The organism is Streptomyces sp. NBC_00582, from assembly GCF_036345155.1.
Lineage (GTDB): Bacteria > Actinomycetota > Actinomycetes > Streptomycetales > Streptomycetaceae > Streptomyces.
Genome location: NZ_CP107772.1, coordinates 4,724,758 through 4,748,285, shown reverse-complemented (window position 1 = coordinate 4,748,285; position 23,528 = coordinate 4,724,758). Strand labels below are relative to the sequence as shown.

At 68.1% G+C, this 23,528-nt stretch carries 15 protein-coding genes, 3 rRNA genes and 2 pseudogenes; 16 read left to right on the top strand and 4 right to left on the bottom strand.

The window, feature by feature from the left end:
• The first annotated feature begins 69 nt into the window (after positions 1-69).
• Positions 70-1,923 (top strand): dihydroxy-acid dehydratase, encoded by a 1,854-nt coding sequence (gene ilvD / locus OG852_RS21030; RefSeq protein ID WP_133910488.1) that lies wholly within the window; start codon positions 70-72, stop codon positions 1,921-1,923.
• A gap of 102 nt (positions 1,924-2,025) precedes the next feature.
• Here ilvD and OG852_RS21025 read toward each other — a convergent pair whose 3' ends face one another.
• Positions 2,026-4,299, bottom strand: a complete 2,274-nt coding sequence (locus OG852_RS21025; RefSeq protein WP_330348669.1) for a serine/threonine-protein kinase — start codon at positions 4,297-4,299, stop codon at positions 2,026-2,028.
• A gap of 180 nt (positions 4,300-4,479) precedes the next feature.
• On the opposite strand from OG852_RS21025, the gene OG852_RS21020 reads away from it, so the two are divergent.
• From OG852_RS21020 to OG852_RS21000, 4 genes and pseudogenes are all read left to right on the top strand, one after another.
• Positions 4,480-4,803, top strand: coding sequence for an SH3 domain-containing protein (locus OG852_RS21020; protein ID WP_133910486.1), 324 nt, complete (start codon positions 4,480-4,482; stop codon positions 4,801-4,803).
• A 55-nt stretch (positions 4,804-4,858) separates the two neighbouring features.
• Positions 4,859-5,422, top strand: a complete 564-nt coding sequence (locus OG852_RS21015) for an EamA/RhaT family transporter (protein WP_330348668.1) — start codon at positions 4,859-4,861, stop codon at positions 5,420-5,422.
• 23 nt (positions 5,423-5,445) lie between these two features.
• Positions 5,446-5,577 (top strand): annotated as a pseudogene (locus OG852_RS21010) (EamA/RhaT family transporter); the annotation flags it as partial.
• Positions 5,578-5,819: 242 nt separating this feature from the next.
• Positions 5,820-6,608 (top strand): annotated as a pseudogene (locus OG852_RS21000) (class I SAM-dependent methyltransferase).
• A gap of 28 nt (positions 6,609-6,636) precedes the next feature.
• Here OG852_RS21000 and OG852_RS20995 read toward each other — a convergent pair.
• The gene (locus OG852_RS20995; protein WP_330348667.1) at positions 6,637-8,097 is read right to left on the bottom strand and encodes a SulP family inorganic anion transporter; all 1,461 of its coding nucleotides are present in this window, start codon (positions 8,095-8,097) and stop codon (positions 6,637-6,639) included.
• Positions 8,098-8,348: 251 nt separating this feature from the next.
• Between OG852_RS20995 and OG852_RS20990 the strand changes: the two genes are divergently transcribed.
• From OG852_RS20990 to proC, 3 genes are all read left to right on the top strand, one after another.
• Positions 8,349-9,164: an ABC transporter ATP-binding protein gene (locus tag OG852_RS20990; protein ID WP_330348666.1), complete on the top strand. Its 816-nt coding sequence runs from the start codon at positions 8,349-8,351 to the stop codon at positions 9,162-9,164.
• Positions 9,161-9,934: an ABC transporter permease gene (locus OG852_RS20985; RefSeq protein ID WP_133910481.1), complete on the top strand. Its 774-nt coding sequence runs from the start codon at positions 9,161-9,163 to the stop codon at positions 9,932-9,934. The genes OG852_RS20990 and OG852_RS20985 overlap by 4 nt, the downstream gene beginning before the upstream one ends.
• Positions 9,935-10,026: 92 nt before the next feature.
• Complete coding sequence (proC, locus tag OG852_RS20980; RefSeq protein WP_133910480.1) at positions 10,027-10,839, top strand: pyrroline-5-carboxylate reductase; 813 nt, start codon at positions 10,027-10,029, stop codon at positions 10,837-10,839.
• 18 nt (positions 10,840-10,857) lie between these two features.
• Here the strand turns inward: proC and OG852_RS20975 are convergent, their stop codons facing one another.
• Positions 10,858-11,442 (bottom strand): cysteine hydrolase family protein, encoded by a 585-nt coding sequence (locus OG852_RS20975; protein ID WP_330348665.1) that lies wholly within the window; start codon positions 11,440-11,442, stop codon positions 10,858-10,860.
• A 75-nt stretch (positions 11,443-11,517) separates the two neighbouring features.
• Here OG852_RS20975 and OG852_RS20970 point away from each other — a divergent pair, with 75 nt between their 5' ends.
• Positions 11,518-12,531, top strand: a complete 1,014-nt coding sequence (locus OG852_RS20970; protein WP_330348664.1) for a GlxA family transcriptional regulator — start codon at positions 11,518-11,520, stop codon at positions 12,529-12,531.
• Here the strand turns inward: OG852_RS20970 and trpS are convergent.
• Positions 12,453-13,496 (bottom strand): tryptophan--tRNA ligase, encoded by a 1,044-nt coding sequence (trpS, locus tag OG852_RS20965; protein WP_330348663.1) that lies wholly within the window; start codon positions 13,494-13,496, stop codon positions 12,453-12,455. The genes OG852_RS20970 and trpS overlap by 79 nt on opposite strands.
• An 870-nt stretch (positions 13,497-14,366) precedes the next feature.
• Between trpS and OG852_RS20960 the strand changes: the two genes are divergently transcribed.
• The 7 genes from OG852_RS20960 to OG852_RS20930 all read left to right on the top strand — a co-directional run bounded on the left by OG852_RS20960 (position 14,367) and on the right by OG852_RS20930 (position 23,454).
• Positions 14,367-15,892: ribosomal RNA gene (locus OG852_RS20960) — 16S ribosomal RNA — on the top strand.
• Between the two features lie 293 nt (positions 15,893-16,185).
• A 23S ribosomal RNA gene (locus OG852_RS20955) occupies positions 16,186-19,306 on the top strand.
• An 85-nt stretch (positions 19,307-19,391) separates the two neighbouring features.
• Positions 19,392-19,508: ribosomal RNA gene (rrf, locus tag OG852_RS20950) — 5S ribosomal RNA — on the top strand.
• The 16S, 23S and 5S rRNA genes sit together here, the layout of an rRNA operon.
• Before the next feature lie 63 nt (positions 19,509-19,571).
• Positions 19,572-20,216, top strand: coding sequence for an HAD family hydrolase (locus OG852_RS20945; RefSeq protein WP_330348662.1), 645 nt, complete (start codon positions 19,572-19,574; stop codon positions 20,214-20,216).
• A 69-nt stretch (positions 20,217-20,285) separates the two neighbouring features.
• Positions 20,286-21,038, top strand: a complete 753-nt coding sequence (locus OG852_RS20940) for a VC0807 family protein (RefSeq protein WP_330348661.1) — start codon at positions 20,286-20,288, stop codon at positions 21,036-21,038.
• 66 nt (positions 21,039-21,104) lie between these two features.
• Complete coding sequence (locus tag OG852_RS20935) at positions 21,105-22,331, top strand: MFS transporter (RefSeq protein ID WP_133917857.1); 1,227 nt, start codon at positions 21,105-21,107, stop codon at positions 22,329-22,331.
• Positions 22,282-23,454, top strand: a complete 1,173-nt coding sequence (locus OG852_RS20930) for an acetoin utilization protein AcuC (RefSeq protein WP_330348660.1) — start codon at positions 22,282-22,284, stop codon at positions 23,452-23,454. Before OG852_RS20935 ends, OG852_RS20930 begins: the two co-directional genes overlap by 50 nt.
• The last annotated feature ends 74 nt before the right edge of the window (positions 23,455-23,528 follow it).

Genomic DNA, 23,528 nt, shown 5'->3' with positions numbered 1-23,528 from the left:
ATGACCGGCGTACGCTCGTTAAGCAGTCAGAAGTCTCTCTGACGGAAGTCTCTCAAGGAGCGAGCGACGATGCCCGAGCTGAGGTCCCGCACAGTCACCCACGGCCGCAACATGGCGGGCGCCCGCGCCCTTATGCGCGCCTCCGGTGTACCCGGTGCGGACATCGGCCGGAAGCCGATCATCGCGGTGGCCAACAGCTTCACCGAGTTCGTGCCCGGCCACACCCATCTGCAGCCGGTCGGCCGGATCGTCAGCGAGGCGATCACCGAGGCCGGCGGCATCCCGCGCGAGTTCAACACGATCGCCGTCGACGACGGCATCGCCATGGGCCACGGCGGCATGCTCTACAGCCTGCCCTCCCGCGACCTGATCGCGGACAGCGTGGAGTACATGGTCGAGGCCCACTGCGCCGACGCCCTGGTCTGCATCTCCAACTGCGACAAGATCACTCCGGGCATGCTGATGGCCGCCCTGCGGCTGAACATCCCCACGGTCTTCGTCTCCGGCGGTCCCATGGAGTCCGGCCGCGCCACCCTCGTCGACGGCACGGTCCGCACCCTCGACCTGGTCGACGCGATCTCCGACGCCGTCAACGACAAGATCTCGGACGAGGACATCCTCCGCATCGAGGAGAACGCCTGTCCGACCTGCGGCTCCTGTTCCGGCATGTTCACGGCCAACTCGATGAACTGCCTGACCGAGGCCATCGGCCTCTCCCTCCCCGGCAACGGCTCGGTCCTCGCCACCCACACCGCGCGCAAGCAGCTCTACGTCGACGCCGCGCGCACGGTGATGGACATCACCCGCCGCTACTACGAGCAGGACGACGAGACGGTCCTGCCGCTCAACGTCGCGACCTTCGCCGCGTTCGAGAACGCCATGGCGCTGGACATCGCGATGGGCGGCTCCACCAACACGATCCTGCACCTGCTGGCCGCCGCCCAGGAGGCGGGCGTCCCGTTCGGCCTGGAGGAGATCGACGCCGTCTCGCGCCGTGTGCCGTGCCTGGCGAAGGTCGCGCCCAACGTCGCCAAGGACCGCACGTACTACATGGAGGACGTGCACCGCGCCGGCGGCATCCCCGCCCTCCTCGGCGAACTGCACCGCGCTGGCCTGCTCAACGAGGACGTGCACGCCGTCCACAGCCCCTCCCTGGCCGACTGGCTGAAGACCTGGGACGTGCGCGGCGGCTCCCCGTCCGCCGAGGCCGTCGAGCTGTGGCACGCGGCGCCCGGCTGCGTCCGCTCCGCCGAGGCCTTCTCCCAGTCCGAGCGCTGGGAGGCCCTCGACGAAGACGCCGAGGGCGGCTGCATCCGCTCCGCCGAGCACGCGTACTCCAAGGACGGCGGCCTCGCGGTCCTGCGCGGCAACCTCGCCGTCGACGGGTGTGTCGTCAAGACGGCCGGCGTCGACGAGTCGATCTGGACCTTCGAGGGCCCCGCGGTCGTCTGCGAGTCGCAGGAGGAGGCCGTCGAGAAGATCCTCAACAAGCAGGTCACGCACGGCGACGTCGTCGTCATCCGCTACGAGGGCCCCAAGGGCGGCCCCGGCATGCAGGAGATGCTCTACCCGACGTCGTTCCTCAAGGGCCGCGGCCTCGGCAAGACCTGCGCCCTGATCACCGACGGCCGCTTCTCCGGCGGCACCTCCGGTCTGTCCATCGGCCACGCGTCCCCCGAGGCGGCCTCCGGCGGCACCATCGCCCTCGTCCAGGACGGCGACCGCATCCGCATCGACATCCCGAACCGCACGATCGAGTTGCTCGTCGACGACGCGGAACTCGCCCGCCGTGAGCAGGCGTTGAACGGGGTGTACGCCCCGTCCCAGCGCGAGCGCAAGGTCTCCGCCGCCCTGCGCGCCTACGCGGCGATGGCCACCAGCGCCGACAAGGGCGCGGTGCGGGACGTGTCGAAGCTGGGCTGATCCACGCCGGGTTGATCCACAGCCTGTGGACGACGAAGGGGCCGCCTCCCGGGAGGCGGCCCCTTCGCGCTCCGCCGACCGGGGCGTACCGGCCGGCGCGTCCTACCAGTTCCCGGGGTCCCGGCCGTCCACGGCGAACACACTGCCGTCGGGCGCGGTGGCGTAGACCCGGCCGTCGACCGGCAGCGGCGCCGGCAGGGAGCTCGCCACCCGGTCGGAGTGTCTGCCCAGCCGCGCCCGCGTCTGCCCGAGCATCCTGCCGGTGCGCGCGTCCACGCCGAGGAGCCGCCCGTCCGCGCCGGTGACGTACACATGCCCGTCGCCGACCGCCGGCCGCGAGCCGCGGAACAGCCCCGTCTCCAGGCTCCACAGCCGCTTGCCCGCCGCCGTGTCGACCGCCTCCAGCGCCCCTGCGGTGGACATCAGATAGACGACGTCGCCCTGCACGGTGGCCTCCGGGGACTGCCGCGGCACGGGCAGCGCCACGCGACGCGTCGCCCGGGACGCGGGGTCGTAGCGCACCACGGCCTCGGTGTCCGGGGTCGCCCGGTCGGCCGAGAGGAAGAAGACCTTCCCGTCATGGCTGCCGACCGCCCCCAGCGAGCCCTCCAGCCGCGCGCTCCACCGCACCTGCCCCGAGTCCGGGTCCACCGCGGTGACCTCGGTCGTCCCCGTGTCGGAGACGTTCGTCGCGTAGGCCAGCGGGTCCCCCGCGAAGGAGGAGAAGTACGGCACACCCCGGTCGGTGACGGCGTGCCGCCACTTCGTCCCGCCCGTCGCCCCGTCCACGGCGGTCACCGTCCCGTCGGCCGCGCTGAACAGGAGCGTGCCGCCCACCACCCGCAACCCGGTGTGCTCGGGCATGTCCCGCCGCCAGCTCACCTTGCCCGTCTTCGGGGCGAGCGCCTCCAGACGCCGGTCCGGGTCGGTCAGCGGCTGCACCAGCTCCCCGGCCAGCACCGGCGGGCCACTGCGCAGGGCGTCGGAGACGGAGTGCTTCCACAGCAGGGTGCCGTCGGTCGGGTCGAGGGCGAACACCACACCGGTCTGCCCGCACAGCAGTTCGCCCGCTCCGTACGAGCACTGCGGGGTGCTCTGCGTGGTGGACACCGACGGGGTGTCCCACGCGTCGAACGCGGCCGTCGTGGTCCGGGGGGTCGACTCGTGCGGCGTCGACCGGTCGCCCAGGAGCTGCACCGAGGCGAGCGTCCCACCGGCGAGCAGACCGAGCACGCCGGCCCCCACCGCCGTCCGCCGCATCGCCCGCCGGGGGCCGCGAGGGCCGGCGGTCCGCCGGGAGGGCTTCCCTGCCGGGTCACCCGGTGTCGCGCCGCCCTGCTCGCCCGACGCGAACGACCCGGAGGCATCGGCCCGTTCAGCCCGGCTCGCGCTTCCACCGGCTCCACCGGCTCCAGCAGCTCCAGCGGCTTTATCGGCTCCATCGGCCGTATCGGCGGCAACGCCCCTCGGCGGGCCCGCGCCCACCCCCGCGCCCGTAGCGACGCCCTCCGCCCGCGGTTCCGGTATGAACGCCTGCGTGTCGTACGACGCCGCCACCGACCGCAGTTCGCGCATCAGCTCGTCCGGCGTCGGCCGGTCCTCCGGCTCCTTGGCCAGGCAGCGCACGACCAGCGGCGCGAGATTCCCCGGCACGCCCGTCAGGTCCGGCTCGTCGTGCACGACCTGGTAGGCGACGACATAGGGGCTGTCGGAGTCGAACGGCCCGCGCCCGGTCGCCGCGTGCACCATCACCGACCCCAGCGCGAAGATGTCCGCGGCCGGCCCGACCTCCCGCGGCCGCCGGAACTGCTCCGGTGCCATGAACGGCGGAGTTCCGATCAACTTCCCCGTCTCGGTCCGCAGTTCGCTGTCTTTCGGCCGTGAGATCCCGAAGTCGATGACCTTCGGACCGTCCTCGGCGAGCAGGACGTTGCTCGGCTTGAGGTCCCGGTGCACGACCCCGACCCGATGGATGTCGCGCAGCGCCTCCGCCAGCCCCGCCATCAGCCGCCGCAACTCCCCCGAACTCATCGGCCCGTTCCGCTTCACCTGCTCGGCGAGCGTCGAGCCCGGGATGAACAGGGTGGCCATCCAAGGCCGTTCGGCATCCGGGTCCGCGTCCACGACGGGCGCGGTGAACGCCCCGCTCACTCTTCGAGCGGCCGCGACCTCCTGCCGGAAACGCCCCCTGAACTCGGGATCCCGCGCATAGTCGGCATGGACGACCTTCACCGCGACCTTCATCCCGGACGTGCTCCGGGCCAGGTGGACCACACCCATGCCGCCCGAGCCCAGCCGCGACTCCAAGCGGTAGTGACCGGCGTACTCCGGAAGTTCCGCTTCCGCGCCCTGCCCGGTGTTGCGCTGTGGCGACATGGACCACCCCCGTGCTGTTCTCCGCGCGCGCGACGCACGGAGCCTAGTCGATGACTGCTACGGGACAGAGGCGGCTTGCTAGCCTCCGCGTACGAATCACGCACATGTGTTTCATGGCGCGTTTCAGGGGAATGAAGGTGACCCCATGGCAGTCATGGGGTCCAACGGGGGAGGTTTTCCATGTCTGTCGACCGTGTCGAAGAAGCCGAGAGCGCCGGCACCTCGGAGGCCGTCGCCACGGCCGCGGCAGCCGCCGTCACCTACTACTCGATCGCCCCGGGCGTCCGGCTGAACGTCCGCAGCGGCCCCGGGACGGGCTACAGCATCGTGCGCGTCCTGCCCGAGGGGTCGAAGGTCCCGATCTACTGCCAGACGCCCGGCACGACGATCACCGGCCCGTACGGCACCTCGAACATCTGGGACAACATCGCCAGCGGCGAGTACGTCTCCGACTCCTACGTCCACACCGGCAGCGACGGCTACGTCGCCTCGCGCTGTTCCTGACATTCGGGGCGACCCACCCGGGAGCACCGCCGCCGGCCGGAGCCATAATCGTCCCGTGAGCGACGAGAACGGCACCCCGGACACCCCGGCGGGCTCCCGGGACACCCGGGACGCCGACGGCACGCAGGCCCCGCCCGCCGACGGGCCGGCCGGCTCCACCGGCCCCCGCCCCGAGCCCCTGCGCTTCTTCGGCACCACCTGGGTGGAGCACGACCAGGGCTACATCGCCCGCCGCTGCGCCGTGGCCGCGGGCGCGCTCGCCGCCACCGTCGGCTCCTGTCTGGTCCTGCGCTTCGCCTACCAGGGCGTGGCCATCGCCGAGACCGGCGGCTTCGTGACCCTGCTGGTCGTCGTCATGTTCGCGATCTGCAGCGCGCTCGCCTTCCGCACCACCTGGGACGGCTTCTCCAAGCGCCCCGACCCCGACCGCCAGGCCTCCCTGCGCGGCCTCCTCGCCATCGGTTTCGTCGGCTCCCTCGCCGCCTACTTCCTGCGCGCCCTGGCCGAGGCGCCCGGCGAGAAGCTTCACCGCGAGGAGTACGAGTCCGCGCTGGAGCAGCACCGGAAGCGCACCTCTCGTCGCACCGGCAATCCCTCCAAGAAGCGCCGCCGCAGCTGAGGGATGCGGCGAAGCCGGTCCGCTTCCTGCGTGTCCTGGGCGAGGCGCCCGGCGAGAAGCTTCGCCGCGAGGAGTACGAGTCCGCGCTGGAGCAGCACCGGAAGCGCACCTCTCGTCGCACCGGTAATCCCTCCAAGAAGCGCCGCCGCAGCTGAGGGATGCGGCGAAGCCGGTCTGCTTCCTGCGTGTCCTGGGCGAGGCGCCCGGCGAGAAGCTTCGCCGCGAGGAGTACGAGTCCGCACTGGAGCAGCACCGGAAGCGCACCTCCCGTCGCACCGGACGCCCGGCCCGGCCGCTGCCGACGGCTCGCGCCGCGGACCGCGTCCGTCCCCGAGGCCGTCACGGGCGCTCGGCCGAATAGCGACGCCCGCGCGACCACCCCGTTCACCATGGACGTATGACGGCCTCACCCCAATCCCGGTACCAGGCTCGCGCCCACTCCTTCAACGCCGCCGCGGTCCAGTACGCCGCGAACCGCCCCTCCTACCCACCCGCCCTCCTCGACGCGATCGAGACACTCACCGGTCGCCCCCTCGCCGGTGCCCGGGTCGCGGACATCGGTGCCGGCACCGGCATAGCCACCGCCCTGCTGCACGCCCGCGGCGCGCAGGTCGTCGCCGTCGAACCGGGGGAGGGCATGGCGGCACAGCTGCGCCGCACGCTCCCCGGCGTCCCGCTCGTCCGAGGCGACGGCAACCACCTCCCCCTCGCCACCGCCTCCCTCGACCTCCTCACCTACGCCCAGTCCTGGCACTGGACCGACCCGGCCCGCTCCGTCCCGGAGGCGCTGCGCGTGCTGCGGCCGGGCGGTGCGCTGGCCCTGTGGTGGAACACCAGCGCCGTGGACGTGCCGTGGATCGAGGCCCAGGCCCACCGCATGGAGCGCCTCCTCGGCGTCGACCACGTCGTGCAGAGGAACGGCGACGGCAGCCGCGCCGCCCTCGCCGACCCCACCGGCGGCCTCCACTTCGCCCACCGCACGGTCCGCTGAAGCCGCCGTGTCCCCCTCGACCTCCACCTGGCCAACATCGGCAGCCACTCGGCGTTCCTGATCCACGACGACAAGAGCACCGCCGCCTTCCTCGCCGAGGAACGCCGTCATCTCCTCGCCGCGTTCCCCGACGGCACCGTCGAGGAGACCTACGACGTCGAACTCCTCCTGGCCACGACACCCCGCCAGGACTGAGGCGCGGTCGCCCCCCCCACGCCGTCCACTAGGCCACCGGACTCCCCGCCGCCACCTCCCCCTGACGCCCCGCCCGCCGCTCCCGCGCAGCGGCCCATCCCTCGAGGGCCGCCGCGCAGGCGTGGTCCACATGCCGCAGCCCGCCCAGCTCCAGCCGCACCTCCCGGTCGGCCGGCAGGGCGTCCAACGCGTCCAGCAGCTTCGGCAGCCGCAGAAACGTCGCATGGCCCAGCACCCGCACCACGATCCCGGCCTCTCCCCGGTCCTCGGTCTCGACCTGCACATGGCTGATCTCCCACGCCGTCTTCGCGACGGCCAGCGCCAGCCCGACCAGCACCCCCTCGAACAGGTTCCCCACGACGATCGCCACCGCCGTGACCCCGAGCACGAGCAGTTCCCCCCGATGCCCGTCCCACAGCGCGCGCACCTCGCGCACCGGCACGAGCTTGCACCCGGCGTGCACCAGCAGCCCGGCCAGCGCCGCCACCGGGACGACCCCCAGCGCCCCGGGCACCACGGCCGTGAACAGCAGCAGCCACGCCCCGTGCAGCACCCGCGACGCCTTGGTCCGCGCCCCGGCCGCGACGTTCGCCGCGCTCCGCACGATCACCGCCGTCATCGGCAGCGCGCCCAGCACCCCGCACACCGCGTTGCCCGCGCCCTGCGCCATCAGCTCCCGGTCGTAGTCCGTCCTCCTCCCGTCGTGCAGCCGGTCCACCGCCGCCGCGCTGAACAGTGACTCCGCCGACGCGATCAGAGCGAACGCCACGACGGTCCCGATCACCCCCACGTCCGTCAGCCGCCCGAGATCCGCCGCCTGCGGAACCCGTACGACCTCCCACAGCCCCTGGACCCGGACCCGCCGCACCTCCAGGTCGAACCCCCAGGTCGCCGCCGACGCCAGCGCCACCGCCACCAACGGCGCGGGAACCAGCCGGGCCCCGCGCCGCCAACGCCCCCACAGCAGCACCACGACCAGGGTGGCACCCCCCACTGACAACGCCACGGGATCCACCCGCCCCGGCAGCGCCGACAGCCCGGCGAGCTTCCCGGGCCCGCCCGGCGGAGCGGCCGCGTCCCCGAGGGCGTACACCTGCCCGGCGACCAGGACCAGCCCGATGCCTGCGAGCATCCCCTGCACGACGGCCACCGACACGGCCCGGAACCACCGCCCGAGCCGCAGCGCCCCCAGCCCGAGCTGCACCAGCCCCGCCGCGAGCACGATCGCCCCGAGCACCTCCAGCCCGTACGCGTGCACGGCCTCGAACACCAGCACGGTGAGCCCGGCGGCCGGCCCGCTCACCTGGAGACTGCTGCCGGGCAACAGCCCGGCGACGAGCCCGCCCACGATTCCGGTGACCAGCCCCAGCTCGGCGGGCACACCCGAGGCCATGGCCACCCCCACGCACAGCGGCAGAGCGACGAGGAAGACGACGAGGGAAGCGCACAGATCGGCCTGACCGACCTTGCGCAGACGACGGGTCAGCATGGACAGCACCTCCGGCAGGGAACGGGAGATGCGTGGGCGCGCCGCACCGGGGGAGGGAGCGGCGTCATGAATTCCATTGTCGGTTACGGCGATCGGCTGGGGCAGGGGTTCGTGTACGGGGCGCGTGCGGGTTGAGGCACAGGAAGCGGAACATCCCCTTCCAATCCCACCCACGCGCGCCTGCGCCGTCGAATGCACCCCACTCGCCCAGCCGCTTGACGGCCGACCACCCCGCGAGCATTATTCATCACATGATGAATTCCATCCCCGAGCCGCCCGGCCCACCCGACACGCTCCCCGACACGTCCCCCGCCGTCGCCGCCCGCGACCTCACCGTCGACCGAGGCCCCCGCACCGTCCTGCGCTCCCTCGACTTCACCGTCCCGCGCGGCCAGATCACCGGCCTCCTCGGCCCCTCCGGATGCGGCAAGTCCACCCTGATGCGCGCCGTCGTCGGCACCCAGGCCAAGGTCACCGGCACCCTCGACGTCCTCGGCGGCCCCGCCGGCCACCCCACCCTCCGCACCCGCATCGGCTACGTCACCCAGGCCCCCTCCGTCTACGACGACCTGACGGTCCGCCAGAACCTCGAGTACTTCGCCGCCATCCTCGACCCCGGCCACGCCGCCGCCGACCGCCGCCACGACCACGTCACCCGCGCCATCGCCGACGTCGACCTCACCACCCATACCGACGCCCTCGCCGGCACCCTCTCCGGCGGCCAGCGAAACCGCGTCTCCCTCGCCGTCGCCCTCCTCGGCACCCCCGAACTCCTCGTCCTCGACGAACCCACCGTCGGACTCGACCCCGTCCTCCGCCGCGACCTGTGGACCCTCTTCCACCACCTCGCCGACACCCGAGGCACCACCCTCCTCATCTCCTCCCACGTCATGGACGAGGCCGAGCGATGCCACCGCCTGCTCCTCATGCGCGCGGGCGAGATCCTCGCCGACGGCACCCCCGACTCCCTGCGCACCCGCACCGGCGCCGACACCGTCGAGGCCGCCTTCCTCCACCTGGTCGACCAGGCGACCCAGGCCGCCCGCGCAAAGGAGACGACCCGATGACCACCTCCGCCGCACCCGCCCCCACCAGGGGCCTCAACGCCTCCCGCACCACCGCCACCGCCGCCCGCGTCCTGCGCCAGCTCCGCCACGACCCCCGCACCATCGCGCTGCTGCTCCTCATCCCCTGCCTGATGCTGGTCCTGCTGCGCTACGTCTTCGACGGCAGCCCGCGCACCTTCGACAGCATCGGCGCCTCCCTCCTCGGCATCTTCCCGCTCATCACGATGTTCCTCGTGACCTCCATCGCCACCCTGCGGGAACGCACCTCGGGCACCCTCGAACGCCTCCTCGCCATGCCCCTCGGCAAGGGCGACCTGATCGCCGGCTACGCGCTCGCCTTCGGCACGCTCGCGATCATCCAGTCCGCCCTCGCCACCGCCCTCGCGGTCTGGTTCCTCGACCTGGACGTCACCGGCTCCCCCTGGCTCCTGCTCCTCGTGGCCCTCCTGGACGCCCTCCTCGGCACCGCCCTCGGCCTCTTCGTCTCCGCCTTCGCCGCATCCGAGTTCCAGGCCGTCCAGTTCATGCCGGCCGTGATCTTCCCCCAACTCCTCCTCTGCGGCCTCTTCGCCCCCCGCGACACCATGCACCCCGCCCTCGAAGCCCTCTCCGACGTCCTCCCCATGTCCTACGCGGTCGACGGCATGAACGAGGTCCTCACCCACACCGACATGACGGCGACCTTCGTCCGCGACGCGCTGATCGTCGGCGGCTGCGCCCTCCTCGTCCTCATCCTGGGCGCGGCGACGCTACGACGACGCACCCCCTAGGGCCGATCCCGCCCACCGGACAACCGAGCCGCACCCCCACCCCCGATGCAAGGATGGGGAAGGACGACGCAACCCCCGGAGGGCCCCGCACCATGACCCAGAAAGTCGCAGTCCTCGGCACCGGCAAAATCGGCGAAGCCCTGCTCAGCGGAATGATCCGAGGCGGCTGGCCCCCGGCCGACCTCCTCGTCACCGCCCGCCGCCCCGAACGCGCCGAGGAACTCCGCACCCGCTACGGCGTCACCCCGGTCACCAACGCGGAAGCCGCCAAGACCGCCGACACCCTCATCCTCACGGTCAAACCGCAGGACATGGGCACCCTCCTCGACGAACTCGCCGGCCAGGTCCCCGCCGACCGCCTGGTGATCAGCGGCGCCGCCGGCATCCCGACCTCCTTCTTCGAGGAGCGACTCGCCCCCGGCACCCCCGTCGTCCGCGTCATGACGAACACCCCCGCCCTCGTCGACGAGGCCATGTCCGTCATCTCCGCCGGCAGCCACGCCACCGCCGACCACCTCGCCCACGCCGAGGAGATCTTCGGCTCCGTCGGCAAGACGCTCCGCGTCCCCGAGAACCAGCAGGACGCCTGTACCGCCCTCTCCGGCTCCGGCCCGGCCTACTTCTTCTACCTGGTCGAAGCCATGACCGACGCCGGCATCCTCCTCGGCCTCCCCCGCGACAAGGCCCACGACCTCATCGTGCAGTCCGCGATCGGCGCCGCGACGATGCTCCGCGACAGCGGCGAACACCCCGTCAAACTCCGCGAGAACGTCACCTCCCCCGCCGGCACCACCATCAACGCCATCCGCGAACTGGAGAACCACGGCGTACGGGCCGCCCTCATCGCCGCCCTGGAGGCCGCCCGCGACCGCAGCCGCCAACTGGCCTCCGGCAAGAAGGACTGACCCGCGCGACGGGGGCGGTCACCCCGCCGCGTCCACCACCTCCCGGGTGGTCACCACCCGCGCGAACCCGCCCCCGTGCAGCGACACCGCCGACGCCTGCGCCAGCTCCTCCGCACTCCGCCGCCAGCCGAACGGCCCCTCCAGATCGAACGTGTACGTCGCGTCGTACGCCACCACCACGTCGTACCCGAGATTCCCGCCCATCCGGGCCGTCGTCTCCACGCACATGTTGGTCTGGATCCCGGCCAGCACGATCTGCCCGATCCCCTCGGCCCCCAGCCAGGCCCCCAGATCCGGCGTCCCGAGAAAGGCCGAGTTCACGGTCTTCGTGACGAACAGCTCGGCACCGGCACCCTTGCCCCGCCTCTCCTGCACATACGACTTCAGCTCGTTCCCCTCGTATCCGGGCCGCAACGGCGACCCCGGCTTCACCGAGTCATGCCGCACGAACACGACGGGCCGCCCCGACGCCTGCCATACGTCGATGAGCGCGGCGATGTTGTCATCCGCCCCCGGGTTGTTCCGCGGCCCCCAGAAGCCGGCCTCCTCGAAGCCCTGCTGCACGTCCACGACCACCAGCGCTGCGTTCTCTGCGATGTCCATGCCCACGATCCTGCCGCCGGCACCGACACCACCCCAGAGGTCCAAAAGTCAGCGATCGATGGTTTACTGCCAGACATGGCCCCCGCCTACCGCGTCGCCCTCGTAGCCTTCCCCGGTATCCGCGCCTTCGACGTCTCCGTCATCACCGAGGTCTGGGGCGCCGACCGCACCGACCGCGGCGCCCCCGCCTTCGACCTGCGCCGCGTCGCCCTCGACACCACCCCCGTCCCGATGCGCGGCGGACTCGCCCTGCACCCCGACCGCACCCTCACCTGGCTCACCCGCGCCGACCTGATCCTCGTCCCCGGCCTCGACGACCACCTCACTCCCGCACCCACCCCCGTCCTCGACGCACTCCGCCGCGCCCACTCCCGCGGCACCACCCTCGCCGCACTCTGCGGCGGAGCCTTCACCCTCGCCCAGGCCGGCCTCCTCGACGGCCGCCGAGCGATCACCCACTGGAACCTCATCGACCTCCTGCGCACCCACCACCCCCAGGTCACCGTCGTCCCCGACGCCCTCTTCATCGAGCACGACAACATCTGGACCGCCGCAGGAACGGCAGCCGGCATCGACCTCTGCCTGCACCTGGTCCGCCGCTCCCACGGCGCCGAAGCGGCCGCCACCATCGCCCGCTCGATGGTCACCGCCCCCTTTCGCACCGGCAGTCAGGCACAGTTCATCGAGCACCCCACCGCGCCCGCCGACCGCGACGCCGACACCCTCGCCGCCGTACGCGAACACGCCCTGCGCCACCTGCACGAACCACTGACCGTCGCCGACCTGGCGGCTCACGCGGGTATGTCCCCCCGCAGCTTCGCCCGCCACTTCACCGCCGCCACCGGAACCACCCCCCTGCGCTGGCTCCTCGACCAGCGCGTCGCCGCAGCCCAGAAACTCCTCGAACGCACCGACCTCCCCATGCCCGAGGTCGCCCGCCGCGCGGGCTTCGGCAGCGAGGTCACGATGCGCCAGCACTTCGCCTCGCGCCTCGCCACCAGCCCACGCGCCTACCGAGCCGCGTTCAGCACCCCACCCGCGACGGACTCCGCCTCACTCGCCGGCGGCAGCAACCCGATCGCGCGATAAGCCGCGTCCACTACCGGACGCGCCCGCTCCCGCGCCTTATTCGCCCCATCCCGGAGCACCCCCTCGACATAGGCGGGATCCGCACACAACTCCTTGTGCCGAGCCCGCACCGGCCGCAACACCTCGACCACGGCTTCCGCCGCGGCCGTCTTCAAAGTGCCGTACGACTGATGAACGGCCGCGAGGTCCTCGGGGTTCCCGCCCGTACAAGCAGCGAGGATCTCGAGCAGATTCGCGACCCCCGGCCGCCCCACCCGGTCGTACACGACCTCCCGCCCGCTGTCCGTGACGGCCCGCATGATCTTCTTCCGCACCACATCCGGCTCGTCGAGCAGATAGACGATCCCCGGCCCGAAGTCGTCGCTCTTCCCCATCTTCGACCCCGGCTGCTGCAGGTTCATCACCCGCGCGGCCACCGCCGGCAGCGTCGCCTTCGGTACCACGAACGTGTGCCCGTACCGCTGGTTGAACCGCACTGCCAGATCCCGCGCCAGCTCCACGTGCTGCGCCTGGTCGTCCCCCACCGGCACCTCGTCGGTCCCGTACGCCAGGATGTCCGCCGCCATCAGCACCGGATACGTCAGCAGCGACAGCCGCACGCTTCCCCCGCGCTCCCGCTCCCGCGCGGCCTTCACCTTGTACTGGATCATCCGCCGCATCTCGCCGTCGGTGGCCACGCACTCCAGCAGATACGACAGCCGCGCATGCTCGTCGACATGGCTCTGTACGAAGAGGGTGCACAGCCGGGGATCCAGCCCCGCCGCCAGCAGCAGCGTCGCGGCCTGCCGACTCAGCCGACGCACCCGCGCCGGATCGTGGTCCACGGTCAGCGCGTGCAGATCGACCACGCAGAACAGCGCGTCCGAGCGGTGCTGGTCGACCTGGACCCACTGCCGCATGGCCCCCAGGTAGTTCCCCAACGTCAGATGCCCGGTCGGCTTGATCCCGCTGAAGACCCTCGTCATCTCCACTCCTTCTCCTGGGTTTCCCCTGGTCGGGGCCGCCGTCCCGGCCGGCCGACCCTCAGGACTCCCGGAAGGAGATACGAGAACGGCCGCCGAGGCGGCGGCCGTTGTACGCATACGTGGGTACGGCCGCCGTCAGGCGGCCCACCAGAGCTGGGTGCACGTACGCGTAGTCGTAGTCACGTCGTCCACGGTACGCCCTCGGGGGACCCGTGGACGTGGGTTGACACACCCCGGCCCGATACGTAGTGTTCTCCGAGTTGTCCGACGTGAGCGCCGACTCCGGTCGGTCCCCGGACAGCCATTCCGCAAGTACCAACCACTCTCGGCGAGCAGTCGATTCGTCTGCCGTCGTGTCATTGGCGTGCGTATTCGCGAAATGAGGAATCCGCGTTCGAAAGGACGCAGCCCCCGATTGGCTTCGGGAGCGGGGAATCCGCTAAAGTCTCACTCGTCGGAACGGCCGAAGGGCCGGGAAGACAACCCCCCCGCTGACTGGGAATCAGACGCCGAAAGGATCTGATAGAGTCGGAACTGCCGGAAAGGAAACCGCGAAACAAAAGCGGGTACCTGGAAAGCACCGAGGAAATCGGATCGAGAAAAGATCTGATAGAGTCGGAAACGCAAGACCGAAGGGAAGCCCGGAGGAAAGCCCGAGAGAGTCGGGTGAGTACAAAGGAAGCTTTCGTTCCTTGAGAACTCAACAGCGTGCCAAAAATCAACGCCAGATTAGTTGATACCCCGTCCCCGGCAGTGATAGCCGAGGATGAGGTTCCTTTGAAAAAACACAGCGAGGACGCTGTGAGCCGGGAGGACTATTCCTCCTCCTGGTTCCGCTCTCGTGGTGTTCATCCCGATTACGGGAAAACATTCACGGAGAGTTTGATCCTGGCTCAGGACGAACGCTGGCGGCGTGCTTAACACATGCAAGTCGAACGATGAAGCCCTTCGGGGTGGATTAGTGGCGAACGGGTGAGTAACACGTGGGCAATCTGCCCTTCACTCTGGGACAAGCCCTGGAAACGGGGTCTAATACCGGATATCACTCTCGCAGGCATCTGTGAGGGTCGAAAGCTCCGGCGGTGAAGGATGAGCCCGCGGCCTATCAGCTTGTTGGTGAGGTAACGGCTCACCAAGGCGACGACGGGTAGCCGGCCTGAGAGGGCGACCGGCCACACTGGGACTGAGACACGGCCCAGACTCCTACGGGAGGCAGCAGTGGGGAATATTGCACAATGGGCGAAAGCCTGATGCAGCGACGCCGCGTGAGGGATGACGGCCTTCGGGTTGTAAACCTCTTTCAGCAGGGAAGAAGCGAAAGTGACGGTACCTGCAGAAGAAGCGCCGGCTAACTACGTGCCAGCAGCCGCGGTAATACGTAGGGCGCAAGCGTTGTCCGGAATTATTGGGCGTAAAGAGCTCGTAGGCGGCTTGTCACGTCGGGTGTGAAAGCCCGGGGCTTAACCCCGGGTCTGCATTCGATACGGGCTAGCTAGAGTGTGGTAGGGGAGATCGGAATTCCTGGTGTAGCGGTGAAATGCGCAGATATCAGGAGGAACACCGGTGGCGAAGGCGGATCTCTGGGCCATTACTGACGCTGAGGAGCGAAAGCGTGGGGAGCGAACAGGATTAGATACCCTGGTAGTCCACGCCGTAAACGGTGGGAACTAGGTGTTGGCGACATTCCACGTCGTCGGTGCCGCAGCTAACGCATTAAGTTCCCCGCCTGGGGAGTACGGCCGCAAGGCTAAAACTCAAAGGAATTGACGGGGGCCCGCACAAGCAGCGGAGCATGTGGCTTAATTCGACGCAACGCGAAGAACCTTACCAAGGCTTGACATACACCGGAAACGGCCAGAGATGGTCGCCCCCTTGTGGTCGGTGTACAGGTGGTGCATGGCTGTCGTCAGCTCGTGTCGTGAGATGTTGGGTTAAGTCCCGCAACGAGCGCAACCCTTGTCCTGTGTTGCCAGCATGCCCTTCGGGGTGATGGGGACTCACAGGAGACCGCCGGGGTCAACTCGGAGGAAGGTGGGGACGACGTCAAGTCATCATGCCCCTTATGTCTTGGGCTGCACACGTGCTACAATGGCAGGTACAAAGAGCTGCGAAACCGTGAGGTGGAGCGAATCTCAAAAAGCCTGTCTCAGTTCGGATTGGGGTCTGCAACTCGACCCCATGAAGTCGGAGTTGCTAGTAATCGCAGATCAGCATTGCTGCGGTGAATACGTTCCCGGGCCTTGTACACACCGCCCGTCACGTCACGAAAGTCGGTAACACCCGAAGCCGGTGGCCCAACCCCTTGTGGGAGGGAGCTGTCGAAGGTGGGACTGGCGATTGGGACGAAGTCGTAACAAGGTAGCCGTACCGGAAGGTGCGGCTGGATCACCTCCTTTCTAAGGAGCACTTCTAGGCCGCCTAGGCGGTCCAGAGGCCAGTACATCAGCGAACGTCTGATGCTGGTTGCTCATGGGTGGAACGTTGATTATTCGGCACACTTGACCTGCTCTGGTCGCTAGTACTGCTTCGGCGTGGAACGCGAGATGGAGGGGCGAGAGTGTCGGGCACGCTGTTGGGTGTCTGAGGGAATGAACCCTCGGATGCCGGCCCCGGTGAAGCATCAGAGTTCTGGTGTGTGACGGGTGGCTGGTCGTTGTTTGAGAACTGCACAGTGGACGCGAGCATCTGTGGCCAAGTTTTTAAGGGCGCACGGTGGATGCCTTGGCACCAGGAACCGATGAAGGACGTGGGAGGCCACGATAGTCCCCGGGGAGTCGTCAACCAGACTTTGATCCGGGGGTTTCCGAATGGGGAAACCCGGCAGTCGTCATGGGCTGTCACCCGCTGCTGAACACATAGGCAGTGTGGAGGGAACGAGGGGAAGTGAAACATCTCAGTACCCTCAGGAAGAGAAAACAACCGTGATTCCGGGAGTAGTGGCGAGCGAAACCGGATGAGGCCAAACCGTATGCGTGTGAGACCCGGCAGGGGTTGCGCATACGGGGTTGTGGGATTTCTCTTGATCAGTCTGCCGGCTGGTCGGCGAGTCAGAAACCGTATGGATAGGCGAAGGACATGCGAAAGGTCCGGCGTAGAGGGTAAGACCCCCGTAGCTGAAATCTGTACGGCTCGCTTGAGAAACACCCAAGTAGCACGGGGCCCGAGAAATCCCGTGTGAATCTGGCGGGACCACCCGCTAAGCCTAAATATTCCCTGGTGACCGATAGCGGATAGTACCGTGAGGGAATGGTGAAAAGTACCCCGGGAGGGGAGTGAAATAGTACCTGAAACCGTGTGCCTACAAGCCGTGGGAGCGTCGGGTAGGAACTTGTTCCTACCTCGTGACTGCGTGCCTTTTGAAGAATGAGCCTGCGAGTTTGCGGTGTGTTGCGAGGTTAACCCGGGTGGGGTAGCCGTAGCGAAAGCGAGTCCGAATAGGGCGTTTCAGTAGCACGCTCAAGACCCGAAGCGGAGTGATCTAGCCATGGGCAGGTTGAAGCGGAGGTAAGACTTCGTGGAGGACCGAACCCACCAGGGTTGAAAACCTGGGGGATGACCTGTGGTTAGGGGTGAAAGGCCAATCAAACTCCGTGATAGCTGGTTCTCCCCGAAATGCATTTAGGTGCAGCGTCGTGTGTTTCTTGCCGGAGGTAGAGCACTGGATAGGCGATGGGCCCTACCGGGTTACTGACCTTAGCCAAACTCCGAATGCCGGTAAGTGAGAGCACGGCAGTGAGACTGTGGGGGATAAGCTCCATGGTCGAGAGGGAAACAGCCCAGAGCATCGACTAAGGCCCCTAAGCGTACGCTAAGTGGGAAAGGATGTGGAGTCGCAGAGACAACCAGGAGGTTGGCTTAGAAGCAGCCACCCTTGAAAGAGTGCGTAATAGCTCACTGGTCTAGTGATTCCGCGCCGACAATGTAGCGGGGCTCAAGCGTACCGCCGAAGTCGTGTCATTGCAGCTTATAGCCCCAACGGGTGCTGTGATGGGTAGGGGAGCGTCGTCTGCCGGGTGAAGCAGCACCGGAAGGTAGTTGTGGACGGTTGACGAGTGAGAATGCAGGCATGAGTAGCGATTCACACGTGAGAAACGTGTGCGCCGATTGACTAAGGGTTCCTGGGTCAAGCTGATCTGCCCAGGGTAAGTCGGGACCTAAGGCGAGGCCGACAGGCGTAGTCGATGGATAACCGGTTGATATTCCGGTACCCGCTGTGAAGCGTCAAACATCGAACCAGGCGATGCTAAGTCCGTGAAGCCGCCCCGGAGCCTTCGGGCAAAGGGGAGTGGTGGAGCCGACGGACCAGACTTGTAGTAGGTGAGTGATGGGGTGACGCAGGAAGGTAGTCCAGCCCGGGCGGTGGTTGTCCCGGGGTAAGGGTGTAGGCCGTGCGGTAGGTAAATCCGTCGCACATGAGGCTGAGACCTGATGCCGAGCCGATTGTGGTGAAGTGGATGATCCTATGCTGTCGAGAAAAGCCTCTAGCGAGTTTCATGGCGGCCCGTACCCTAAACCGACTCAGGTGGTCAGGTAGAGAATACCGAGGCGTTCGGGTGAACTATGGTTAAGGAACTCGGCAAAATGCCCCCGTAACTTCGGGAGAAGGGGGGCCACACCTGGTGATCCGTTTTACACGGTGAGCTGGGGGTGGCCGCAGAGACCAGCGAGAAGCGACTGTTTACTAAAAACACAGGTCCGTGCGAAGCCGTAAGGCGATGTATACGGACTGACGCCTGCCCGGTGCTGGAACGTTAAGGGGACCGGTTAGTCGAGATTCGTCTCGGCGAAGCTGAGAACTTAAGCGCCAGTAAACGGCGGTGGTAACTATAACCATCCTAAGGTAGCGAAATTCCTTGTCGGGTAAGTTCCGACCTGCACGAATGGCGTAACGACTTCTCGACTGTCTCAACCATAGGCCCGGTGAAATTGCACTACGAGTAAAGATGCTCGTTTCGCGCAGCAGGACGGAAAGACCCCGGGACCTTTACTACAGTTTGATATTGGTGTTCGGTTCGGCTTGTGTAGGATAGGTGGGAGACTGTGAAGCTTGGACGCCAGTTCAGGTGGAGTCGTCGTTGAAATACCACTCTGGTCGTGCTGGATGTCTAACCTGGGTCCGTGATCCGGATCAGGGACAGTGTCTGATGGGTAGTTTAACTGGGGCGGTTGCCTCCTAAAGGGTAACGGAGGCGCCCAAAGGTTCCCTCAGCCTGGTTGGCAATCAGGTGTTGAGTGTAAGTGCACAAGGGAGCTTGACTGTGAGACCGACGGGTCGAGCAGGGACGAAAGTCGGGACTAGTGATCCGGCGGTGGCTTGTGGAAGCGCCGTCGCTCAACGGATAAAAGGTACCCCGGGGATAACAGGCTGATCTTCCCCAAGAGTCCATATCGACGGGATGGTTTGGCACCTCGATGTCGGCTCGTCGCATCCTGGGGCTGGAGTCGGTCCCAAGGGTTGGGCTGTTCGCCCATTAAAGCGGTACGCGAGCTGGGTTTAGAACGTCGTGAGACAGTTCGGTCCCTATCCGCTGTGCGCGTAGGAGTCTTGAGAAGGGCTGTCCCTAGTACGAGAGGACCGGGACGGACGAACCTCTGGTGTGCCAGTTGTTCTGCCAAGGGCATGGCTGGTTGGCTACGTTCGGGAGGGATAACCGCTGAAAGCATCTAAGCGGGAAGCCTGCTTCGAGATGAGGACTCCCACCCACTTGATGGGGTAAGGCTCCCAGTAGACGACTGGGTTGATAGGCCGGATCTGGAAGCACAGTAATGTGTGGAGGTGACCGGTACTAATAGGCCGAGGGCTTGTCCTCAGTTGCTCGCGTCCACTGTGTTGGTTCTGAAACCACGAACGGCCCCGTATGGCCACATACGGTGCGGCTGACAGTTTCATAGTGTTTCGGTGGTCATAGCGTGAGGGAAACGCCCGGTTACATTCCGAACCCGGAAGCTAAGCCTTACAGCGCCGATGGTACTGCAGGGGGGACCCTGTGGGAGAGTAGGACACCGCCGAACAATCATTCCGGGAGACCCCCGCACCGTATGGTGCGGGGGTTTTCTGCGTTTAGGGTCTCTTGTATGCGCTATGACCTGGTGATCTTCGACAACGATGGTGTCCTGGTGGACAGTGAGCCCATCTCCAACCGGCTGCTGGCCGCATATCTCACCGAGCTCGGGTACCCCACCTCCTACGAGGACTCCATCCGGGACTACATGGGGTCCGCGATGCACCGGGTGCACGACCTGGTCGAGGAGCGGACGGGGGAGCGGCTGCCGGCGGAGTTCGACGATGTCTTCCACGGCAGGGTGTTCGCCGCGTTCGAGCGGGAGTTGCAGGCCGTGGGCGGGGTCGTGGACGTACTGGAGAAGCTGGCGGCTGGCGAGGTGCCGTACTGCGTGGCGTCCTCCGGGAGCCATGAGCGGATCCGGGTGGGGCATCGGACGACCGGGCTCGATCGATGGTTCGACGAGCAGCGGATCTTCAGCTCGCAGGACGTGGGCAAGGGGAAGCCGGCGCCGGACCTCTTCCTGTACGCCGCCGAGCGGATGGGGGTGGCTCCGGGGCGGTGTGTGGTGGTGGAGGACTCTCCGCTGGGGGTGCAGGCGGCCCTGGCCGCTGGGATGGACGTGGTCGGGTTCACCGCGATGACGCCGGCCGCGAAGCTCGCCGGTGCCACCCAACTCTTCTCCCGCATGGAGGAGTTGGCGGGGCTGCTGGCCTGACATTTGTCATGCTGAGTTGCTTACGATCGTTTCTACTGGCGGACCCCGCCCGGCGGCGAAGCTAGGGGCATGACGACGAACACGGTTCCCCAGGGTCAGAAGAAGCCGAACGCCTTCGCTCCGCTCCTCATGGACGTGGCGGTGCCGATCGGGTCGTACTACCTGTTCAAGAACGCGTTCGGGATGAGCACGTTCGCCGCGCTCGCCTTGAGCAGCGTCGGGCCGGCGGTCCGGACGGTGTGGAGCGTGGTCAAGGAGCGCAAGGCCAACGGGCTCGCCGGGCTGATCCTCGTGGTGAACGTCGTCGGGCTGCTGCTCAGCTTCGTCGCCGGCGACCCGCGGCTGATGCTCGCCAAGGACAGCGCGGTCAGCAGCACGGTCGGTATCGGGATCCTCGTGTCCGTGTGGCTGGGGAAGCCGATGATGACGGCCGGGCTCAAGCCGTTCCTGGTGAAGGGCAAGGCGGACCGGGAAGCCGCCTGGGAGCGGCTGCTGTCGGGCGGCTCGGCCCGCTCCGCGGCCTTCCTGCGGGCCGAGCGGGGCTACTCGGTGGTGTGGGGTGTCGTCCTGCTCGCGGAGTGCGTGGTGCGGGTCGTGGGCGCCTACACGGTGCCCGTGGACACCATGGTGTGGCTGGGGTCCGTGGTGATGGTCGCGGCGATCGCGACCGGGATCGTGGTGAGCGGTGGGCTGGCTGCCGGGCCGATGGTGGGGATGATCGGCGAGGAGATCGCTGCCGGGGCGGCCGTCGAGCCCGAGGGGGAGCCGGAGGCGCAGGTGCGGGGACAGGGTGTTTCGGCTCTGCTCGGTACCGCGCGGTAAAGCTGAGGAGAATTCATCTTTGGCTGGATCTACCCACGAGTACGCCGGGGCCCTACGCTCGCCGCCATGACAGAAGTGCTGCGGCGCGGTAGGGCCTCTTTGGCGTTCAGCTTTTTCGCGCAGGGGGCCGCGTTCGCTCTGCTCGTGACGCGGATTCCGGCGATCCAGGACCGGTACGGCGTCTCGGACGGGCTGTTGCCGGTCTTCCTGGCGGCCGTCCCGGTGCTGGCCGGGGTGGGGAGCGTGACCACCGAGCAGCTGGTGAAGCGGGTGCCGGCCAGTCGGCTGTTGCGGTGGTCGCAGCCCGTGGTGCTGCTGGCGCTGGTCGGGGTGGGGTCGGGGGACGCGATGGCCGCGCTGGCGCTCGCCCTGGCCGTCTTCGGGCTCGCCGTGGGGGCGCTCGACGCCTCGATGAACATGCTCGGGGTGAGTCTGCAGCGGACGTACGGGCGCAGCATCATGCTGAGCTTCCACGCGGCGTACAGCCTCGGGGGGATCGTGGGGGCCTCGCTGGCGTGGGTGGGGGCGCACTGGCATCTGGCGCTCTGGCTGTCGTATCTGCCGGTGGTGGCGGTGCTGTTGCCGGCGGCGCTGGTGGGGAGTCGGTGGTACGTCGACGGGGGCGGCGGGGAGGTCGGGGCCGGGGGCGTCGAGGACGTGAAGGCCGGTGGTGGGGGTGTGGTCTTCCGGGTGCTGCTGCCGTTGTGCCTGGTGATGTCCTTCGCCTACATCGGGGACTCGACGGTCTCCAACTGGAGTGCGAAGTATCTGACGGACGTGCTCGGGAGCAGTGAGCAGCTCGCGACCGTGCCGTACAACGTGTACATGGTGACCACGCTGGTCGGGCGGGCCATCGGGGACCTCGGGGTACGGCGGTTCGGGGCTGCGGCCGTGGTGCGGCTGGGGGCGCTGGTGGCGGCGGCCGGGTTCGCCGTGGTGGCGGTGGCGCCGGGGGCCTGGGTGGGGATGGGCGGGTTCACGCTGGTGGGGCTGGGGCTGTGTGTGCTGGTGCCGCAGACCTTCGCGGCGGCGGGGCGGCTGTTCCCGGGGGCGTCGGATGCGGCCATCGCTCGGCTGAACGTCTTCAACTACGTCGGGTTCCTGGTGGGGTCGCCGTTGGTGGGGGCGCTGGGGGACGCGTGGAGCTATCGGGGGGCGATGGTGGTGCCGATGGTGTTGGTGCTGGTGACGTTGGTGTACGCCAGGTCGTTCGTCGCTCAACCGGACCGATACGGTGACGGGCATGAGCGGCCGCGCACAGCTGATGTGGGACGAGGCAGTAACGGGCTATGACTTCGGTCCCGAGCATCCGATGGATCCGGTACGGCTGGAGCTGACCCGGAAGTTGGTCGGTGCCCTGGGGCTCGACCGGGAGATGGAGGTCGTCCGGGCCAGGCCGGCGGGGGAGTCGACCTTGCGGCTGGTGCACCGGGCGGACTACGTCGAGGCCGTGAAGGCGGCCTCGGCGGATCCCGCGGCGGCGGATCAGGGGTATGGGCTGGGGACGATGGATGATCCCGCGTTCGCCGGGATGCATGAGGTGTCGTCGGTCATCGCCGGGCTGTCGGTGGGGGCCGCGGAGGCGGTGTGGCGGGGGGACGCGCTGCACGCGGTGAACTTCGCGGGTGGGCTGCATCATGCGATGCCGGGGAGTGCGTCGGGGTTCTGTATCTACAACGACGCGTCGTTGGCCATTGCCCGATTGTTGGAGTTGGGGGCTGAGCGGGTCGCCTATGTGGATGTGGACGTGCATCACGGGGACGGGGTGCAGGCCGCGTTCTGGGAGGACCCGCGGGTGCTGACGATCTCGCTGCACGAGCATCCTCGTACGTTGTTTCCGCAGACCGGGTGGCCGGAGGAGACCGGGGCGGGGGCCGGGGAGGGGTCTGCGGTCAATGTGGCGTTGCCGGCGGGGACCGGGGATGCGGGGTGGTTGCGGGCGTTTCATGCGGTCGTGCCGGAGCTGATCGCTGATTTCCGGCCGGATGTGCTGGTGACTCAGCATGGGGCCGATACGCACTTCGAGGATCCGTTGGCCCATTTGGCGGTGTCGCTGGATGCGCAGCGGGCTGTGCAGGTGGCGTGTCATGAGTTGGCTCATGAGTACGCCGGGGGGAAGTGGGTCGCGTTGGGTGGGGGTGGGTACGCGGTGGTGGAGGTCGTGCCGCGGTCGTGGGCGCATCTGGTGGGGATCGTGGCGGGGCGGGAGGTGGCTCCGGAGACGGTGATTCCGGAGAGTTGGCGGGCGGAGGTGTTCGGGCGGACTCGGCAGTTGGCGCCGGTGCGGATGAGTGATGGGCGGTGGCCGGTGTCTTGGGGGGAGTGGGAGGCGGGGTACGACCCTGCGGATCGGTTGGATCAGGCGGTGTTGGCTACGCGGCGGGCGGTGTTTCCGTTGCGGGGGTTGTTGGCGTAGGCCGGGCTACGGGTTTTTGCCCACCCACCCGCCCGACTCGGTCGGTCAAGAGGCAAACAACACCCGGGGCTCCG

What these genes read in the sequence shown, in the direction of transcription:
- OG852_RS20995 (WP_330348667.1), bottom strand. Translation starts at nt 8,097, where the DNA reads ATGCTGACCCGTCGTCTGCGCAAGGTCGGTCAGGCCGATCTGTGCGCT.
- OG852_RS20970 (WP_330348664.1), top strand. Translation starts at nt 11,518, where the DNA reads ATGGCCCCCGCCTACCGCGTCGCCCTCGTAGCCTTCCCCGGTATCCGC.
- OG852_RS20935 (WP_133917857.1), top strand. Translation starts at nt 21,105, where the DNA reads ATGACAGAAGTGCTGCGGCGCGGTAGGGCCTCTTTGGCGTTCAGCTTT.
- trpS (WP_330348663.1), bottom strand. Translation starts at nt 13,496, where the DNA reads ATGACGAGGGTCTTCAGCGGGATCAAGCCGACCGGGCATCTGACGTTG.
- OG852_RS21020 (WP_133910486.1), top strand. Translation starts at nt 4,480, where the DNA reads ATGTCTGTCGACCGTGTCGAAGAAGCCGAGAGCGCCGGCACCTCGGAG.
- OG852_RS20985 (WP_133910481.1), top strand. Translation starts at nt 9,161, where the DNA reads ATGACCACCTCCGCCGCACCCGCCCCCACCAGGGGCCTCAACGCCTCC.
- proC (WP_133910480.1), top strand. Translation starts at nt 10,027, where the DNA reads ATGACCCAGAAAGTCGCAGTCCTCGGCACCGGCAAAATCGGCGAAGCC.
- OG852_RS20940 (WP_330348661.1), top strand. Translation starts at nt 20,286, where the DNA reads ATGACGACGAACACGGTTCCCCAGGGTCAGAAGAAGCCGAACGCCTTC.
- OG852_RS20945 (WP_330348662.1), top strand. Translation starts at nt 19,572, where the DNA reads ATGCGCTATGACCTGGTGATCTTCGACAACGATGGTGTCCTGGTGGAC.
- OG852_RS21025 (WP_330348669.1), bottom strand. Translation starts at nt 4,299, where the DNA reads ATGTCGCCACAGCGCAACACCGGGCAGGGCGCGGAAGCGGAACTTCCG.
- ilvD (WP_133910488.1), top strand. Translation starts at nt 70, where the DNA reads ATGCCCGAGCTGAGGTCCCGCACAGTCACCCACGGCCGCAACATGGCG.
- OG852_RS20975 (WP_330348665.1), bottom strand. Translation starts at nt 11,442, where the DNA reads ATGGACATCGCAGAGAACGCAGCGCTGGTGGTCGTGGACGTGCAGCAG.
- OG852_RS20990 (WP_330348666.1), top strand. Translation starts at nt 8,349, where the DNA reads ATGATGAATTCCATCCCCGAGCCGCCCGGCCCACCCGACACGCTCCCC.
- OG852_RS20930 (WP_330348660.1), top strand. Translation starts at nt 22,282, where the DNA reads ATGAGCGGCCGCGCACAGCTGATGTGGGACGAGGCAGTAACGGGCTAT.